This window comes from Treponema sp. JC4 (assembly GCF_000260795.1).
GTDB lineage: Bacteria > Spirochaetota > Spirochaetia > Treponematales > Treponemataceae > Treponema_D.
Genome location: NZ_AJGU01000003.1, coordinates 78,063 through 95,130 on the forward strand (window position 1 = coordinate 78,063; position 17,068 = coordinate 95,130).

The 17,068-nt window shown below is 40.2% G+C and carries 13 protein-coding genes; 3 read left to right on the forward strand and 10 right to left on the reverse strand.

The features are described from left to right. Positions 1 to 23: 23 nt before the first annotated feature. From MSI_RS02760 to MSI_RS02785, 6 genes are all read right to left on the reverse strand, one after another. Entirely contained in the window at positions 24 to 1,628 is a 1,605-nt protein-coding gene (locus tag MSI_RS02760; protein WP_009103478.1) for a leucine-rich repeat domain-containing protein, read from the reverse strand. A gap of 27 nt (positions 1,629 to 1,655) precedes the next feature. Next, complete coding sequence (locus MSI_RS02765; protein ID WP_009103481.1) at positions 1,656 to 2,909, reverse strand: leucine-rich repeat protein; 1,254 nt, start codon at positions 2,907 to 2,909, stop codon at positions 1,656 to 1,658. Between the two features lie 7 nt (positions 2,910 to 2,916). Beyond that, on the reverse strand, positions 2,917 to 3,399 hold the full coding sequence (locus MSI_RS02770) for a hypothetical protein (RefSeq protein ID WP_009103484.1): 483 nt from the start codon (positions 3,397 to 3,399) through the stop codon (positions 2,917 to 2,919). Positions 3,400 to 3,414: 15 nt separating this feature from the next. After that, complete coding sequence (locus MSI_RS02775; protein ID WP_009103486.1) at positions 3,415 to 3,975, reverse strand: hypothetical protein; 561 nt, start codon at positions 3,973 to 3,975, stop codon at positions 3,415 to 3,417. A 17-nt stretch (positions 3,976 to 3,992) separates the two neighbouring features. Next, positions 3,993 to 4,490, reverse strand: a complete 498-nt coding sequence (locus MSI_RS02780; protein ID WP_009103488.1) for a hypothetical protein — start codon at positions 4,488 to 4,490, stop codon at positions 3,993 to 3,995. Between the two features lie 128 nt (positions 4,491 to 4,618). Next, the gene (locus MSI_RS02785; RefSeq protein ID WP_009103490.1) at positions 4,619 to 5,098 is read right to left on the reverse strand and encodes an RNA polymerase sigma factor; all 480 of its coding nucleotides are present in this window, start codon (positions 5,096 to 5,098) and stop codon (positions 4,619 to 4,621) included. 143 nt (positions 5,099 to 5,241) lie between these two features. Between MSI_RS02785 and MSI_RS02790 the strand changes: the two genes are divergently transcribed. The 3 genes from MSI_RS02790 to MSI_RS02800 are packed head-to-tail and all read left to right on the forward strand — an operon-like array spanning position 5,242 to position 9,203. Further along, positions 5,242 to 6,729, forward strand: a complete 1,488-nt coding sequence (locus MSI_RS02790; protein WP_009103492.1) for a hypothetical protein — start codon at positions 5,242 to 5,244, stop codon at positions 6,727 to 6,729. After that, entirely contained in the window at positions 6,726 to 7,973 is a 1,248-nt protein-coding gene (locus MSI_RS02795; protein WP_009103494.1) for a hypothetical protein, read from the forward strand. Before MSI_RS02790 ends, MSI_RS02795 begins: the two co-directional genes overlap by 4 nt. Before the next feature lie 9 nt (positions 7,974 to 7,982). Continuing rightward, positions 7,983 to 9,203, forward strand: coding sequence for a hypothetical protein (locus MSI_RS02800; RefSeq protein ID WP_009103497.1), 1,221 nt, complete (start codon positions 7,983 to 7,985; stop codon positions 9,201 to 9,203). A gap of 20 nt (positions 9,204 to 9,223) precedes the next feature. Here MSI_RS02800 and MSI_RS02805 read toward each other — a convergent pair whose 3' ends face one another. From MSI_RS02805 to MSI_RS02820, 4 genes are read right to left on the reverse strand one after another with little or no spacing between them, the layout of a single operon-like run. Beyond that, positions 9,224 to 10,930: a TolC family protein gene (locus MSI_RS02805; protein ID WP_009103499.1), complete on the reverse strand. Its 1,707-nt coding sequence runs from the start codon at positions 10,928 to 10,930 to the stop codon at positions 9,224 to 9,226. Positions 10,931 to 10,933: 3 nt separating this feature from the next. Continuing rightward, positions 10,934 to 12,169 carry an ABC transporter substrate-binding protein gene (locus MSI_RS02810; RefSeq protein WP_009103501.1) on the reverse strand — a complete coding sequence of 412 codons (1,236 nt, stop codon included), beginning with the start codon at positions 12,167 to 12,169 and terminating at the stop codon, positions 10,934 to 10,936. Positions 12,170 to 12,185: 16 nt separating this feature from the next. Then, positions 12,186 to 14,849, reverse strand: coding sequence for an NHLP bacteriocin export ABC transporter permease/ATPase subunit (locus tag MSI_RS02815; RefSeq protein ID WP_009103503.1), 2,664 nt, complete (start codon positions 14,847 to 14,849; stop codon positions 12,186 to 12,188). A gap of 11 nt (positions 14,850 to 14,860) precedes the next feature. Further along, complete coding sequence (locus tag MSI_RS02820; RefSeq protein WP_009103505.1) at positions 14,861 to 17,062, reverse strand: NHLP family bacteriocin export ABC transporter peptidase/permease/ATPase subunit; 2,202 nt, start codon at positions 17,060 to 17,062, stop codon at positions 14,861 to 14,863. Positions 17,063 to 17,068 lie beyond the last annotated feature (6 nt).

The window sequence follows — 17,068 nt, forward strand, 5'->3', positions numbered from 1 at the left end:
CAATGTGATAGCCTTCTATCCTTTTAAATATCTGGGCCATAATGTGTAGTACCAAACTTCCATTCACTAAAAAGCAATCTTGACCTGAATTTACCCTTACCACCAGCCAGAAATTGGTCATCTAGCGGTATAAGTCCATGCCATCGAGGTGCTAAGTATTTATTTTCCCATGCAAGCAAAAAACTATCATTATATACTTTGTTATCACACGAACATTTCCAGAATGCATACTCGCCAACCCCTCTTTCTTCTGGCGTCCACGAGTCTTCTGAATTCTCAACTGAACATGGAATCTCTAAATAATCCAAATGTCCGCAGCAGGCAAAACTACCATTATTAACACGACGAACACCCTCCGGGATAATGATTTGACTAAGACCTTCACATCCCATAAAGGCAAGCTGGCATATTCTATACACGTTTCCTGTTAAATTTAATTTTGGGATTGACTTGCAGTTCCTGAATGCCTGCTCTGCAATTTCTGTAACGCCATCAGGAATTGAAATCTCGTTTGCAATTGAATAACAGTTTTTAAAGGCTGCCTGTCCAATATCATTAACACTTGAAGGAATTTTAAATTCGCAAAGGTTATTGCAATCCAAAAAGGCTTCCTTTCCTATTCTTTTTATAGAGGAAGATAAAGGAAGATAAAGCTTATAAAGTGATGTAAAGCCTGTAAAACAGTTATCAGAAAATTCATTAAGATTTGGCATCATGCGGAAATTAAAGAGTACGGTTTTACATTTTAACTTACTAAGTATACTTAATTTCTGTTCTATTTTTTTACCAGTTTTAAGTTCTCTAATAGCATGATCAAAGTCTGTGTCATTTCTGACATCAGATAAATCATCCCAATCTGTATGAAAGTCTTCACTATTATATTCAACTGGCAGATAATATATTTTAAGTTCATCTACCTTTTGGCTTATAGTAGCAAGACCGGCTGTATTTGTTGCTTCGCTGTCTTTAATTATAAATCCGCGGACCCTGGTTTCATCTTCAAACCAGGCATCATCTTTTGAATTTAAGAAATCTATAAAGCCAGCCCAGCTGCCGGCATAGTCTGCCCAAAAGCCATAAATTGTACAGTCTTTTGTAATTTCCTCTTTAGATATATCAAATTCTATTGTATAGTTTGCATCGGAGTACCAGCATACATCACAATTTCTAGATAATTTTGGAAGTCCTGATTCTGCGGGATAACCCGGGTCTATTGTTACAGGAGGCCCCATATCTTCGCCTTCCATAATAAAGGTTACGTCATGCCCGTTCACAACTGGATTCCATTTTGCATAGAGGTAAACAGAGCTATAAAGCGGCTCGTATTCATTAAAGGAAAATTCAGAAAGATCTCCGTCAACAAGTTCATACCAGCCCATATGCTTGTTATGCAGTAAATAAGGCTTCCACATTGGAGCATATTCACTAAAGGCTTCACCATAAGGAACCTTTATAACCTTGGATTGTATTTTCTTTCCATTTTCAACCCAGCAGCCTTCCAGACATATCAAATAAACATCAACAGTTCTTGCCTCTTCCTCCGGGCTGTCCTGTTTACAGCCCGCAAGTCCGGCAAGCAAGGCTCCAAAGGTAAGTGCTAAAATCAGAATCCTGAATTCTTTTTTCATACTTTGCCTCCTGTCTTAGTAAAGGGGTTATAACAGACCGTCTACCACAAGCAGGGTTCTAATTGAACCATCCAGACAGCTTACCCAAAGACCTGTATTAGAACCTGGGCTAACTTCAATATCTATTTTTTCAAACTGAGAACTGGTTCCACTGTATATTACTACATCCATATCTATAATATTTAATGAGTTAATAAGTATCGACTGATCAAGTTTTTTAATGGATTCTGGTAAATACAATTTTCTAAGATCCATGCATTTAGAAAATGCATGGCTACAAATCTCTTCACAGCCTTCTGTAATATTAACTTCACTCAAGTACAAGCAATCCGTAAAGGCGCCTGTTTTAATTGTTCTGAGAGATGCTGGAAGACTGACATATTTAAGACTGTTTATCGCAGAAAAGCCGGCTATTGTATTAAGTTTTGAAGCCTGCCTGAAATCAAGATTAAATTTATATTTTGATGTAGTAAATTTTTGATAATGTTCAGAAGAATTTACTTCATTAATAAAGTCTATTGATTCTGCGGCATCATCAGCTATGCAAACAGTGTAGTCTATATCTTGTTCACTAGAGAATTTATCATCTAAAACCTTAGCTTTAAACTCCTCCCAGGTGCATTTGACATCTGCCCAATAAGCAAATACTGTTATGTCTTCATACACCTCTGCATCATATTTAAACTCTTTTGTACATTCCTGGTCTAAATACCAGCCGCAAAATACAAGGTTACTTCCAGTTTCAACTCTCGAGCGGGAAAGATTATCTAAATCTAATTTATTAGGATCAATTTCCTGGTCAAAGTCTTTCTCTATAGTTTTTTGCGTAGCCCCATCAGTCCATTTTCCGCCATTAGCATCAAAAGTAACATCATGAGCTTCTGTTGTTCCCCATTTTCCGGTAAGAAGCAATTTAGATTTTATTGGAATCCGAAAATCATACTTATAACTGGGGGTTGAACCCTTCCTAAAATACCAGCCCATCCAATGCGCACTTTCATCATCAATCTTAGGATCCTCGGGTTTATAATTATAACCATTAGAACCATAGGGAACCTGTACTTGTATTTTGCTTATTCTCCCGCCATCTTCTGTTTCCCAGTATGCGCCCTCTTCATCAAATGGATTAACAGCACCTGCTTCAAAAGTAACCTCAACCATTTCTTCCTTTGGTTTATTCTCTGAGGTTCCCAAATCACATCCTGTTATAAACACACAAACGGCAGCTGCCGTTATTACAGCAGCCGCCATTCGCACAAAGTTAGCTCTTTGTTTTACCATAGCAATCCTAGAAAATTGTCGAATCAGAATTGTTTGTAGGGTCATTGGTGTCTTTCTTGCTTGTGCTTCCAGCCCCCTTAACATCCTGTGTGGCCTGCTTCTTGGTGAATACATAATCAAGTGCAACTGCTGCAATTCCACCTACCATGAAAGCAAGTCCTGCTGTTTTCCAGTTAGACTTAAACCAGCTTCCCAAACCTCCAGAAGCACCTCCTGCAACTGCTTCCAGATCATCATCTTCAATATCAACAACTTCTTCAGAAGAAGAGTTTCCAGCTTCCTCATGCTGCTTACTCATTTCTTCCAGATTCTTTTTTACCTCTTCCATATTGATGGAAGGAAACTCTTTACTGATTCTTGCAGCCGCGTCTTCAAAAGAAACCGACTCATCCATAATCTTTGCAATTGCCTCATAGTCTTTATGCTCTGTAACCTTCTGAATAATTTCATCAGAAAAGCCAATATTTTTCATATTTTCTACGTAATTCATAGTCATCCTCCTGAATTAATTATCACTCGCTGTCAACATCTGTGGTACTACACCTAATGCCATAAAGCCCAAACCACCAGCAATATTTTTTCCCATAGAAGGTGTTTTAGCTGCTTCAGCTGCCTTTCCTGCTTCTGCTGCTTCTCCTGCTGCGGCCTCAGTTCCACCCGCAGCGGCCTTTGTACCACCAAACTTTTTCATACCAAAGTATGCCAGTGCCGATACACCAACAAAGGTTACAATTGCAGGCCAGTGCTTCTTAAAGAAGCTGCCTACACTTCCTCCGGCTACACTTTCCAGGTCATCATCTTCAAGATCTACAACTTCTTCACTATCAGAATTATTTGCATAAAGCTGCTTATCAAGTTCCTCTTTTACATATTTGTAGCATTCGTCAAATGACTGCTGATCAATTTCCGGATATTTTTCGGCAAGCTTCTTCAAAGCTTCTTCTGTTGTTGTACATGAAAGTACGGTTTCTTCCAGCTCAGCAAAATTAATGCTTCCAATTACTTCGTTATTTAATCCCTCTTTTTTCAAGAGTTCTTTCATCTGTTCTTCATTCAAAGTCTTCATAAGGCTACCTCCAAAGCTTAACCGAAGTTATGGCTTTCATCCTGTTTAGCATCTTTCTTGATATCTTTCTTAGCAACCTCGCTATTAACAAGACCCATTGCAGTCTGTCCTACCATTGCACCAATCATAGGAGAACCCAAAGCAGCACCTGCCACAGTACAAACAACTCCTACCGCAAGACCAGCCCAGTTTTTCTTAAGCCAGCTTCCGATACTTCCACCGGCAACTGCTTCAAGAGCATCATCTTCAAGGTCTACAACCTCTTCGCTCTCTGAATTTTCCGACTTATTCATGTTAGCTGCATATTCATCAAACTGCTTTTTAAGATCTTCAATCTTCAAAACAGGATACTTTTCGTGGAGCTTCTGAAAAGCTTCGTCTTGTGTATCACATGAAGCAATAATATTCTGGATTTCTGCAAGGTCAAAGTTCTTTTCAAAAGTTTCAATAAAATCTGCAGACGCACCCTGCTTAGCTGCAGTTTCAAATAACTCTTTCTTATCAATCTTTTCCATAATTGGACCTCCATCAGTTTTAGTGGCTGTTTAGCGCGCCTGCTCAACCACTGTTTTTGTCTTACACTAATTTATACTCCGCCTCATGAAAAAAGGCTAAAAAAAATTAAATTATGCGAGTTTTTCTTTTAATTCGGAAAAGGCTTTTTTATAATGATTTTTGCATTTGCATAGGAAATTTTAAGTTTTTCGGAAGCGGCCTTCATTGTCATGCCGTCATAGTACATATAGATAATAAGATTTCTGGAACGGTCATCAAGGTTTTCAAGAGCCTGGGCAAGTTCGCCAAGTGTTTCGTCATTCAAAATGTTTTCAAAGCTTGTATCAACAAAGCCTATATCGTCTCCAATATCGTCCCCGCCAAAAAAGAAGAAACGTTTCTGAGCCCGGCTTGTAGTTCTGTAATGGGTAAGAACTGTATTCTGGGTGATTGTATAAATCCAGGTAGAAATAGATGCCTTTGATTCATCAAAAGAGTCCAGGTTATTCATAATTTTGATAAAGACCGCCTGGCAAAGATCGTCTGCATCAAATGGACTAATGTTTCTGCCCAAGATATAACGCATTACTTTGTCGTGGTACTGGTTGTAAATCTCATCCTTATCCATTCAATAACGTTCCTTTATATAGAAAGTATAAGGGACAAATTTAAAAAACACAAAAAAATAACATAATTTTTTAATTTTTTTTAGCCTTTTATTATCCGTCCGGAGTATAAATAAGCAAGAAACACGGATATAGGGGTGCGATTATGAATGAAAAAGACATAAAAGTACTATTAGATTTTCAGCATTTTGCCGCAAACAGGCGTCTTGAAACATTGATTCGAAGCGCTCATGAAGCCGACAATGAAGAAGACGACCGTATTTCAATTATGACTGACTCCCAGACAGAAATGCTTGCAGCCGCTGGTGTTGAATCAGATAAGGATAAACCTAAGAACCGCAAATCTTTGATTCAGTTTTTAGGTGGACTTATGGTTACGCTTTCACTTTGCGCATTTGCTTCATGCTCTAATATTACTGAAACGAAATACATAGACCAGACAACAATTAAAACTTCCGAATATACAAGTTCAGAAGCTACGACTGTCGCCTACTACACTCAGCGTTATTTCACGGATAAAAACGGGGATAAATTTCTTGATGAAAGAGGCGAAAACTATGAATATGTTGGCTCGGAAACAAAGCATGTTCCCGCAGGAACAAGGATTTCTACAATAGGCAGCATAAATGACATAGATGAAACCAAAGGCGTAGACTATGACTGTTATGAACAGTATGGTTTTTCTCAGTCAGGTAAGACTCTGAACCTTTTTTACAGGGCAAAGAAGGTTACCTACAGGTTCTTCCTGATGCCGAATGACACAATTCCGGTTGCAACACTGGAAGGAAAATGTCTGCTGCCTCTTACTCCTCCGCCGACAAAGAATTACAGCACGAACGGAAAGTTTGCCCTGTGGAGGGGTAACGACGGTGCCCTGCTGCAAAGAGTTTACGGTACAAAAAGCATGGATTTTTACGCTCAATGGTTCACTCCTTATGGAAACAAGGAACGCCCGGACACAGTGGGCGATATTGTTTTTTCTGACGGAACTGCTTCTCATTATCAGGATTATCAGGATGATCAGGGCGTAAGTCATCTTTCAGAAGAACAGAAAAAAAATGCAATTGCAGTAATTATAAGTACAACCTATAACCGCACTACAGGAAACGGTACGGGGTACAATGAAGGAAAAGTTGTAATTGGACTTGGAACTATTCCTGCCCCGGCATATCAGTGGTGGTCTAAAGGAGACTATTTTGATACACCATCATCAATGAATGACGGAAGAGTAAATACTTCAATACTCAGAACAAAAAGCGCTTATCCGGAAACTCTTGAAGATTTCCCTATCCTCAACTGGGCATTAAACTATGCAGACTACGCCAGAAGACAAAAAGACATAACAATTAAGGACGAATTATGGGAAGGCTGGTTCCTTCCATCCTATAATGAATGGATGCAGGCATTTATCAGCAAATCCAGCAACTATTCTGACGCTACTTCGGTGTCGGCAGCCTTTGCCGCAGCAGGTGTCAGCTACGACGTAGTAAGTGACAACTTCTGGACCAGCACATGCGCAATGGGAAAGAAAAGCGGCGATGATAAAGTTTCCTGGTATGTACTCCAGACCCCAAAAAAGCTTGTAGAACCTAACACCACTAGCACAGCACTTGCAATGCGGGAGTTTAAATGAAAAGAAAATATCTGATTATTCCTCTTACAATTTTATTTTCTTCTCTTTTTATGATGTCTTCCTGTTCAAACGGAGAAGAAACTTATTCATCTGAACAGACTGATGCTGTAAACGTAAAAAACGGAGTTACTTATAATTTTTACTATTCTAAAGCCAGCACAAATCAGCTTTATTCAATTACTGGTAAACCAGGACAACCCGTTCCCTATATTCCTGTGCCAAAACGCACCTTTTACACCTTTGACTGCTGGGAAGCTGATGACGAAAGCCAGCTTTTAAAAGTTTTTGGAAATCAGTCTCTTGATTTCTATGCCCAATGGAATTCAACTACCCGCATAGGAAACAAGATAAAGCCTTCTGTAGTAGGAGACATTGTATTTACAGACGGAAGCGCAACTTCCTATGCAGATGCCATTGAAACTCCTTTGACAGAAGAGCAGAAAAATCAGGCTGTGGCAGTTATTTACACCACATCATATAATCCGGAAAATGGCAACAATAAAAACGGCAATACAATGCTTGCAATTGCCATAAACCCGAAGAACACAAAATGGTGTGAAGAAACCATAAAAGTTAACAATGATGATGTATATCTTGCTCTCTATGTAGGTTATGACCTTCAGAACATAACATATAAAAATCAAACGGCAGGTTTACTTTCCTTTAATATGTATGACGGAAGCAAAAACCTTGCAAAAACAGATCAGCTCGTTGCCTATTCCTATTACTATGCTCCCGCCTTTTATTATGCCTATACCTATGGAGAGACTGTTGATATGGTAGAAAGCCTCCGCGACGGCTGGTATCTTCCAAGTTACTATGAAATGCGGGTTCTTATGATTGAAGAAGGTTTGCTCAGTACAATTAAGAGTGTTTTCACGCTGGCCGGAAAAACCTTTGATGTAAACGCAAATACATCAAAAACAACCCAGAGTACCTTAATTTTAACAAGCTTTTCAGATTCTTCATACCCGGAAGGAACAAAACCTGGAGATCATGGTGGAGAATACAGCAAAGATGATATGTGGGTTTCATTGCGCATGTATGACATAACAGCTGAGCCTAAAATGCGTGATAAAATCGCACATGTAAATCCAAAAGAAAGCTACGAAAAAGCTTCCATATACAATAGGGCTTATGCGTTAGATTTTAAGGGTGAAGTAAATCTTGTTAATAAAAGTAAAAGTGAGTGGGAAGATGGTCATACAAAATCTTATGCCTTCCCTGTCAGAGCTTTTAAATAGGAGGCAATTTTGAAAAAATCTTTACTTTTGTCTTTAATTTCAGCCTCTTTACTTTCTGCTTTATGTCTTTCTTCCTGCAAGGCAGAGGTAGATTATGAAGTTCTTAAAAAGAATGCTGATTATTCTGACTATTATACAAACAAAGATGCCTACAGAATTTACTACTACAAGCAGCCTGTAACAGGCGAAACAGACCTTACTGCATGGGAGCGCGATACCGACGCGGATACTACAAATACCTATTATCCGGCTGGCTCAAGTGCAAGCTCCCTGAATAACAAGGCTTACGAAGGCTTTGTTTACGCAGGTTTTATTCAGAATGATACAACTATTAATGTATATTACAAACGCTGTACAATCCGCTATGAATTTTACAACATTGCCACTGACACTGTTCCTCTTTTTATAGTTACAGGCTTGTACGGTATGACTTCATTAAAACCAATCTGCAGCGACAGGGATGAAGCCTATTTTGATACCTGGCACACAAAAAATGATACCTTATACACCAGCTATTTTACTATTAACGCAGACAGTAACACTGTAAACGATGTTTCAACAACAAAATGGTATGCAAGCTGGAAAGACAAGGCTACAGTTATGGGAACAAGCATGAATCTTATTAATGTAGGGGATGTTCTTCTTAAAGACGGAAGTGTTATTCCATATGTACACATTCATGCAATGAGTAACGAGCAGAAGGCTGCTGCAGTAGCAGTTCTTGTTTCAAATTCTTACAACCTTAAAACAGGTAAGAATGTGGACGGAAAAACCCGTCTTATAGGAGCTTTAAAAATTCCGGGTAACATTTGGATTAACGCAGATCTTTCTCCTTCTCTCTATAAGCATAATATAAAAACCACAGATTGTGACGGAAAAAAGAACATGGAAATCCTTCTGGAGATTGATAAAGACTACCGCCATAATAATAATCGAGACGTCGCTCTCTTATACAGTTATGACTACGATAAAATGGCAGGAATTGCCGGAGTCTACAAAAATGACTGGTATCTTCCTTCAGAAAAAGAACTGAAGCTTTTACAGTGTAAAGAATTAAACGATGTATACAATACTATGGACAGGAAAATAAACGAAGAATACTGGACTTCTACTGCTAACGGAAACGATAAGGTAAGAACTGTAGTAATACAGGAAGGCGGTGCAACCAACGATAGAGTTAAAGATGACTCAGCTGGTCACTGGATTCTTCCATTCCGCCAGCTTGATTAGTTTTCATTGATTAAATCGCGTTAGTAAGTATCGCGTTCCACTTCTTTAGCAGCTTTTTCTTCACCTTCAGGAGCTGCCTGAGGTGGAGTATCCGGCAGTGGAGCCGGGGTTGGCTCTACATCAATTCCTACAATACTTGCAGTTGCATATTTGTATTCAAGCAGGGCTTCCAGATAATTTACAAGGGTCTGGTAGCGTTCCTGTGTTGCCTGTATAAACTTCTGATCCTGTTCAATAAGGTTATCCAGCTTAATAAGACCCGCACGGAAACGTTCCTGCTCGTTATTGTAAAGCTGGCTCTGCATTTCGTATACGCCTTCTGCCTTTAAGAGGGAATTCCTGTAAAGATTAAGCTTTTCTACACAGTTTTTAAGCTGCAGATAAAGAGTATTACGGTTCTTTTCGTAATCTATCATGAGAGTTTCATAGTTTGCCTTGGCTTCCATAACCTTTCCGCTTGTGTCGCGGTCAAAAGGCTTGATTGTAACTCCGATAGAACCGTTAATATTTGCTCCGCGTACGTTCCAGAAGCCTGAAGTTACTGTTTCACCTGCATCATCAGAATAGGTTGTACCGTTCATCCCGATTTTGAAACCGAGGGTTGCGTCCGGTCTTCCGTTAATTTTTGCAATCTTAATTCCTTTTTTTGCAGAACTAATCTGATCTTTTAGCATTCTAAAGTCAATGCGGTTTTCTTCTACATAGGCAAGAAGATTTTCATCTATGTCATCTACAGAAATTACATCAGGCTCATCATTCAGGTTCATTTCCTGGAACATATCTGCCGGGTTTTCTATCAATTCCAGGTCAGAAGTTCCAAGCATATTTGCCAGATCCATCTTTGTCTTAAAATATTCTACCTTTGCAGAATCCAGACTTCTCTGGTTTGAACTTACGCTAACCTTCATTAAAAGGATATCGTTTTTCATCAAAATACCGGCTCTAACCATGCTGTCTATGTTTGCATTACGGGTATCAAACTTCTGCTGCAAAATTTCAAGCTGGTTCAGGTTTTTATAGGCCATAAAATATGCCCAGTAAGCCTTAGTAGTATTAATTACAGTCTGGCTTATTGTGTCCTGAAGCTGAAAGCGCATCTGGTCAAGGTAATCCTTTGCCTGACTAATCTGTAATGCAGTTACAGAAGAATTAAAGGATTTAAAGAGCGGTAAAGACAGTTCAAGGCTCAGTTCGCCAAGGTTTCTTCCGTGCTCATCTTTGTACTTTTTATAGGTATTTGCGGCATAGGCGTCGCCGTATTCATAATCTGAAACATTATTTGTTCGCTTTACACTGTAAGAAAGCTTAGACTGAAGCCCAATGCTAAAGAGTTTTTGCATAAAAATGGAGCCGCTGCCCTGTCTTGTAAGCGAATTTTTAGAAAAAATACCGTAAACAGATTCCGGTGTAATAAAAGAATAGCCGTAAAGATAGTTTGGATCGCGCGGATCTACCGGGTTCTGGCTGTATGTATAATCGCCTTCTGCACCAATAGAAAGGTCAAGCGCACCTTTAGCCTGTCTGTATTTTGCTTCTGCAATTATAAGAGCCTGCTGCTGCTTACGTACATCGTAGTTATGCTGAATGGCTAAAGTAATTGCATCATAAAGCGTAAAAACTCTGTCTTCATATACAACAGTATTTTCATCCGCCTTCTTTTCTGCAGAAACAACATTTATAGAGAAAAATAAACTAACTACAGCAAATATAAATCTTTTAGAGAACACCCGTTACTCCCCTGTTTTTACAGACTCTGCTTCTACAGCTTTTTCCTGTTCTGCCAGCTTTTCTATATATTCATCACATAATTTATTATAATCACGAATATAAATATTTGCCCCAACTATATCGCCGTTTTTATTAAAATAATATCTGCCGTTCAGACCGTCCCAGGTATTTTTGCGGATAGCATCAGACACATCCTTTGCCTTTACAGAATGAGCCTTTGCCATAGCACCGGTAATAATTTTTAATGCATCGTAGCCCTGTACAGCCTGCTGATCCGGTTCTTTCTTATATTTTTCAGTAAATTTTTCCTTAAAATTTTTGTAAGCTGAATACTGGGCATCGCGGTCATAGCTGGTAACGGCGTAAATATCACGTACGTTATTTTCTACAATCCATTCTTCCATGGCAGGGTGATCAAATGTGTCTCCACCAAGAATAGGCTTTACAAGTCCATTTTCCCTCATGGTCTTAACAACATCCTTTACCTGAGGCATATCGCCAACGAGGAAGACAGCATCATATTCAAAATTGTCGTTCAGCCACTTTGTCATGTGAATAAACTGGGCTTCAAGATCCAGGTCTGAGTAGCTTTCGCGGTCAACAACAAAAATTTCATCCTTTACGCATGAAAATTCGAAGGCATTTGAAATATCTTCACCATAGAGAGTATCCAGATAATAGATAATCATGCGGTTCCAGCCCTGTTTTTTACAGAAAGATGTAGCAGTGTGAGCAAAAATTGTGGCTCTCGGGATATTTCTGAAAACATAAGGGAAGCCCTGAGCGGTAAGTTTTCTTGCCGTTGCCATTGGAGAAAACATTAAAACTCCGTAATACTGGTAAACCTTTGAAGTTTCTACCGCAACTCCCGAAACTGAATGTCCTATAACTGCCGAAATATCAAAACGGTTGGAAATTTCATAAGCGGCATGAAGTCCAGTTTTTTCGGTAATCTGGTCATCATACTGAATCAGCTCTACCTGAGCGCCGTCTACTCCGCCGTTTGCATTAATTTCGTCGCAGGCTAACTGAATTCCTTCCCACTGCAGGTTATCACCGACATTAAGTTCCCAGCTGCCGGCACAGGCAATGCGGATTATTTTTTCTTTGTTAAAAAGTTTTGTCGTTACCTTTTCACGCTTGAGAGCTGGTTTATCTGACTTACAGGAAAGACACAGGCTCAGCACTGATAAAGCAGCGCAAAGGGTAAGTATATTTTTTATATTTCGTTTCATCATTTTTCCAGTCCCCCTTCTATACATTCTGTCGTTTTGCAAGTTCTGCAAAATAACCATTCATCTTAATCAGTTCTTCGTAATTACCGGTTTCTATAACCTTTCCGTCTTTCATTACGTAAATTCTGTCTGCATGAATAATGGTACTTAATCGGTGGGCAATTACAATTCGAGTTACCTTAAGTTCATCAAGACTCTGACGAACTACCGACTGAGTTACGTTATCCAGGGCAGAGGTTGCTTCATCAAAAAGAAGGATATTAGGCTTTCTGATAATAGCACGGGCAATAATCAGACGCTGAAGCTGACCGCCCGAAATGGAAAGTCCGCCCGCTGGAATCATTGTAAACATTCCCATAGGCATTTCCCTGATATCCTTATCAAGGGCAACCGCCTTCGCCGCAGCCCAGGCATCAGCCTCTTTTAAACCGGAACTTCCTACAATATTCTGCAGCATTGTTCCCTGCAAAACCGTATCGTTCTGGAGTACAACTCCCATCTGGCGGCGGATTGAACCAACCTCAAAGTCGTTCATATCCTGCTTGTCAAAATAAATTGCTCCAGATTCAGGTTTTTCAAAGCCCAGAATCATTCTTAAAAGCGTAGATTTTCCCGCTCCCGAAGTGCCTACAATTCCTATGTACTCGCCCGCCTCAATCTTCATGTTTACGTCATCAAGAATAAGAGGGCCTTTTTCTTCATAACGGAAGTTCAAATGGTTAATTTCAATTGAACCTTCAAGCTTTCCTATAGAAGGTTTGTCATCCTGAATTTCAGGCGTTTCATCAAGGATAGATTTTACACGCTTACTCATAGGAATAAGGTTTCTTATAGAAAGAATTGAACCTGTAAAACCAAGAACAGCCCCCTGGAAAGAACCATAAGCCGAAAGGAAGGCCATAAAAGTTCCGGTAGAAAGGGTCGCAATCTTCTTTTCCTTCATGGCAACGCTAAAGAAGAAGTAGAAAAGAATACTTACCAGGGTCGGATAAACCGCATTAATTGTCTGCATTACGTTGTTTACCGCTTCTATGTTGTAGCCGAATGTTCGCTGGCGGGTATATTCGCGCGACCATTCACTGAATACGCGGCGCTCTGAATTTGAGTTTCTGATTTTTTCAATGCCGCTCAAAAACTGGAAGAGCATACCGGTAATCTTACCACCGCTTTCAATCAGGGATTTTTCCCAGTGGTAGGTTGCAAAACAGGCAATAAAGGGAACGAGCACCGGAACCAGCAGGAAGAGAAGTCCAAGCTTTGCAAAATAAGCGCAGTAGTTGAATTCCTGAACCAGGTAAACAACGCTGAAGAGCAGGTTCATTACTGCCGAAAGAATAATTCCCGAAATTGTCTGCTGAATCTGACTGATTGTCATTGCGCGGTCAGAAAGGTCACCCGAAGTAAAATTCTTAAAGAAATTTACAGGCAGGCGGAGCAGGCGGTCTATGATTGCGGTCTGCAGAACGTTCTGGCTCTTGGTCTGAAGTCTCATATTTGCAAGAGATTTTGCAATTGAGCCCAGAAGAGATGCCATATTACATACAAATACCAGCAGACAAATCTGAACTGCCATTGTACGTGCCGCATTCGGAATTACGTAGTCAATAAAGTTTTTGGTCATCATCGGAGTAAGCATTCCGATTAAAGTACACAAAAGACCGATTATTACAAAACGAATAAAATCAACTTTGATGTCCGCAAAGGTAAAGAAGCACAAATCCTTTATGGTGATTTTGTCCTTTGTAATTGTGCGGTAAAGCATAAAGGCCATAGGATTTATGCGCGAAGAATTTTCTGCCGTAATTTTGGTAACGGAATTATCTGCCGGGTCGTACATTAAGTAAGAATCTTTCTTTTTAATGAGGGCAACCGGGCGGTAATTTTCATCAATATCATTACTGTCAGAAAGTTCAATGCTTCCGTCAATTTTATAGAAGGCAATCAGATGGCCGCAGTCATCGTGATACCACTTATCACGCAAAAGAACCTCGCGCAGGCGAACGGTATTATCCTTTGCAATTGCCTGAATTCCCGCCTTTGTATTTGGATAATGCTTTTCATTTTCCTTTACTTCAATGCGGGTTTTCTTGGCAACCATGCGGAATACCTTCTGAACTGCAACTTCATCACTGTTGAAAACGTCTTCAACATCTTTTTTACGGGTTACAACCGCAGAAATTGTGCTCAGGGTATTCTGATAAGCCCTGTCAGAAAGTCTCTGATAGTCTACGCTGGAAATGCGTTCAAATTCCTTATCAGCCTTAAAAAGCTCCAGCGACTTTTGCGCCAGAATGCTGATAACTTGGGGATAAGTTTCCTTAGAAAGTTCAGGGGCTTCTTCCAGCTTAAAGGTTCGGCACAAAACCTTCCAGGAAAGCTTAAGTTCCTTTTCATATTCAGAAAGAGCCTTGTCTATCGGAATAATTTCTACCTCTGTTTCGGTAGTTCCGGCAAGGACAATTTCAAATTTTCCTGCATTTTCTGCATTATCTTCAACTGTAAAGTTAAAGGTAAGGCCGCCTTCTTCATAATCCGCAAGCGGATGTCGGGCTCCATAAGAACCGTCCGGCATTTTTTCTACAATAAAAAGATAGGCGCTGCTCTTTATAATTTTAATTGCAACATTGCTTGAATCAAGCGTGAGGAAATTACTGTTTGTAACGTGCATTTTTCCGGCATTCATAGTCTTCTCTCCTACATCGTCTTGATAAGTTCCTTATACAGTCCTTCCTGACTGATAAGCTCTTCATGAGTTCCACGCTGAACAACCTTTCCAGTGTCCAGAACAATAATTTCGTCGCAGTCGCGGATTGTACTCAATCGGTGGGCAATGATAATACTTGTACAGCCGCGGCGGCGAAGGTTTCTGTCTACGGTAGCCTCGGTTACCGCATCAAGGGCAGATGTTGCCTCATCCATAATCAGAATGCGGGGATTAATTGCAAGGGCACGGGCAATTTCAAGACGCTGTCTCTGACCACCGCTGAAGTTTTTACCGCCTTCAATTAATTTTGCATAATAACCATCCGGACGGGAAATAATGACATCGTGAATACAGGCATCCTTTGCCGCCTGAACGTAATGTTCAATAGGAATTGTTGAATTCCACATTGTGATATTATCTTTTATCGTACCGTCAAAGATAGATATTGACTGGTCTACTACAGAAACAGAAGCAGAGAAAACCTTGCGGTCAATTTCTGAAACCGGCTTTCCGTCAAATAGGATTTCTCCTTCCCAAGGTTCGTAAAGGCAGCTTAAAAGCTTTCCTATAGTAGATTTTCCGGAACCCGAGCCACCTACCAGGGCAATTCGCTTACCAGGAGTCAGTTCCAGATTAAAGCCTTCAAGCAGCGGTGGAGAAAGGCGAGAGTAACCGAAAGAAACATTCCTCATGGAAATTGAACCCTGAAGACGTTCGTAAGGCAGATAGTTTTCATCTGTAACTTCCGGCGATTCCTTAAATACAGGTGGAGCCGGATAGTCCATAACGTCGTCTACACGCTGCATGTCGGCATCAATTCCCATCAGGGTCTTTCCAAGACCGATGAAGGTACTTACAGGGCCCATAAAACTTGAAAGCAGAGACTGATAGGCAATCAACATACCAATTGTAAGGTGTCCGTCCATAACGCGGAAGGCACCAACTGTAAGAACCAGAATATTAAGCACAGAAGAAATAACGTTTGGGGTAACCGAGTTTCCAAGGTTAACCAGGGCAAGATTCTGTCCTTCAAGAACTACCTTGGCCTGCTGACCCGCCCACTGCTGGAAGAAGTCATTTTCAGAACCAGAAGCCTTGAGCGATTCAATCATTTCAATTCCCGAAATTGTAGTTCCGCTCAGCTTACCGCCTTCCATTTCAATCTTAAAAGACTTACTCTTGATTTTAGCAGACGAAATAAGGAAGACAACTGCCATTACAGAAACCAGAACAATACACATAAAGGTAAGAGGCACATCGTACATAAACATAAGTACGCCGAAGAAGACACCTGTTACACCGTTAATTACGACCGAAATCAGCTGTTCACAGATTACATTGGCAATTGAAGTATTCGATTCAATACGATTGCAAAGTTCACCCGGCATTCGCTGAATAAAGAACTGAACCGGCAGTTTAAACAGGTGCTGCACAAATTCGGAGGAGGTCTTTAACGAAATCCTTTCCTGGAACCTTAAAAGACAAGTTTGCTGAACCCAGGTAAGAACGCCGTTTATAACAAGAGAGCCTGCCATAAAGGCAAGCAAAGGTTTAAGCTGCCTCATTGAACCCGCAACCAGAATATCATCTATAAAGAAGCGGCTGAAACTTGGATATAAGAAGCCAAGAATAAACATGAGGAAGCCGATTAAAATCATAAACATAAGGATTGAAAGACGACCTTCAAGCCTTCGTTTAATTTTTGGCCAGATAGCAGGCTTAGAACCACCTTTTTCGAATTCTTCGCCCGGGCGGAACATCAGAACAATTCCAGTAAAGGAATCATCAAATTCATCAAAATCAACGTAGCGGCGGCCGGAAGCCGGATCATCAATATAAGCCTTGCCGTGCTTAAAGCCTTCAAGAACAACAAAGTGGTTAAAGTTCCAGAAAATTACTGCCGGATAACTTGCCTTTTTTAAACCGCCAAGTTCAACCTTAATACCCTTTGCTTCAAGTCCATATTTGCGGGCAGCCTTGAGCATGTTGTTAGCCTTAGTTCCGTCTCGCGAAACACCGCAGTCAAGTCGCAGCTGTTCAAGCGGCACGTACCTTTTGTAGTACTTTAAAATCATGGAAAGTGCCGCAGCACCACACTCCAGCGCTTCCATCTGCAGGGTAGTTTTTGTCTTTTTTACCCCTATGTGATCGAGACCATATTTAGTTGTCGGAAGTTCTTTGAAAAATTTCAATCGCCC

Excerpts from the sequence above, each read along its gene's own strand:
- MSI_RS02760 (WP_009103478.1), bottom strand. The coding sequence starts at position 1,628 with ATGAAAAAAGAATTCAGGATTCTGATTTTAGCACTTACCTTTGGAGCC.
- MSI_RS02810 (WP_009103501.1), bottom strand. The coding sequence starts at position 12,169 with ATGATGAAACGAAATATAAAAAATATACTTACCCTTTGCGCTGCTTTA.
- MSI_RS02780 (WP_009103488.1), bottom strand. The coding sequence starts at position 4,490 with ATGGAAAAGATTGATAAGAAAGAGTTATTTGAAACTGCAGCTAAGCAG.
- MSI_RS02765 (WP_009103481.1), bottom strand. The coding sequence starts at position 2,909 with ATGGTAAAACAAAGAGCTAACTTTGTGCGAATGGCGGCTGCTGTAATA.
- MSI_RS02815 (WP_009103503.1), bottom strand. The coding sequence starts at position 14,849 with ATGAATGCCGGAAAAATGCACGTTACAAACAGTAATTTCCTCACGCTT.
- MSI_RS02775 (WP_009103486.1), bottom strand. The coding sequence starts at position 3,975 with ATGAAGACTTTGAATGAAGAACAGATGAAAGAACTCTTGAAAAAAGAG.
- MSI_RS02770 (WP_009103484.1), bottom strand. The coding sequence starts at position 3,399 with ATGAATTACGTAGAAAATATGAAAAATATTGGCTTTTCTGATGAAATT.
- MSI_RS02790 (WP_009103492.1), top strand. The coding sequence starts at position 5,242 with ATGAATGAAAAAGACATAAAAGTACTATTAGATTTTCAGCATTTTGCC.
- MSI_RS02785 (WP_009103490.1), bottom strand. The coding sequence starts at position 5,098 with ATGGATAAGGATGAGATTTACAACCAGTACCACGACAAAGTAATGCGT.
- MSI_RS02795 (WP_009103494.1), top strand. The coding sequence starts at position 6,726 with ATGAAAAGAAAATATCTGATTATTCCTCTTACAATTTTATTTTCTTCT.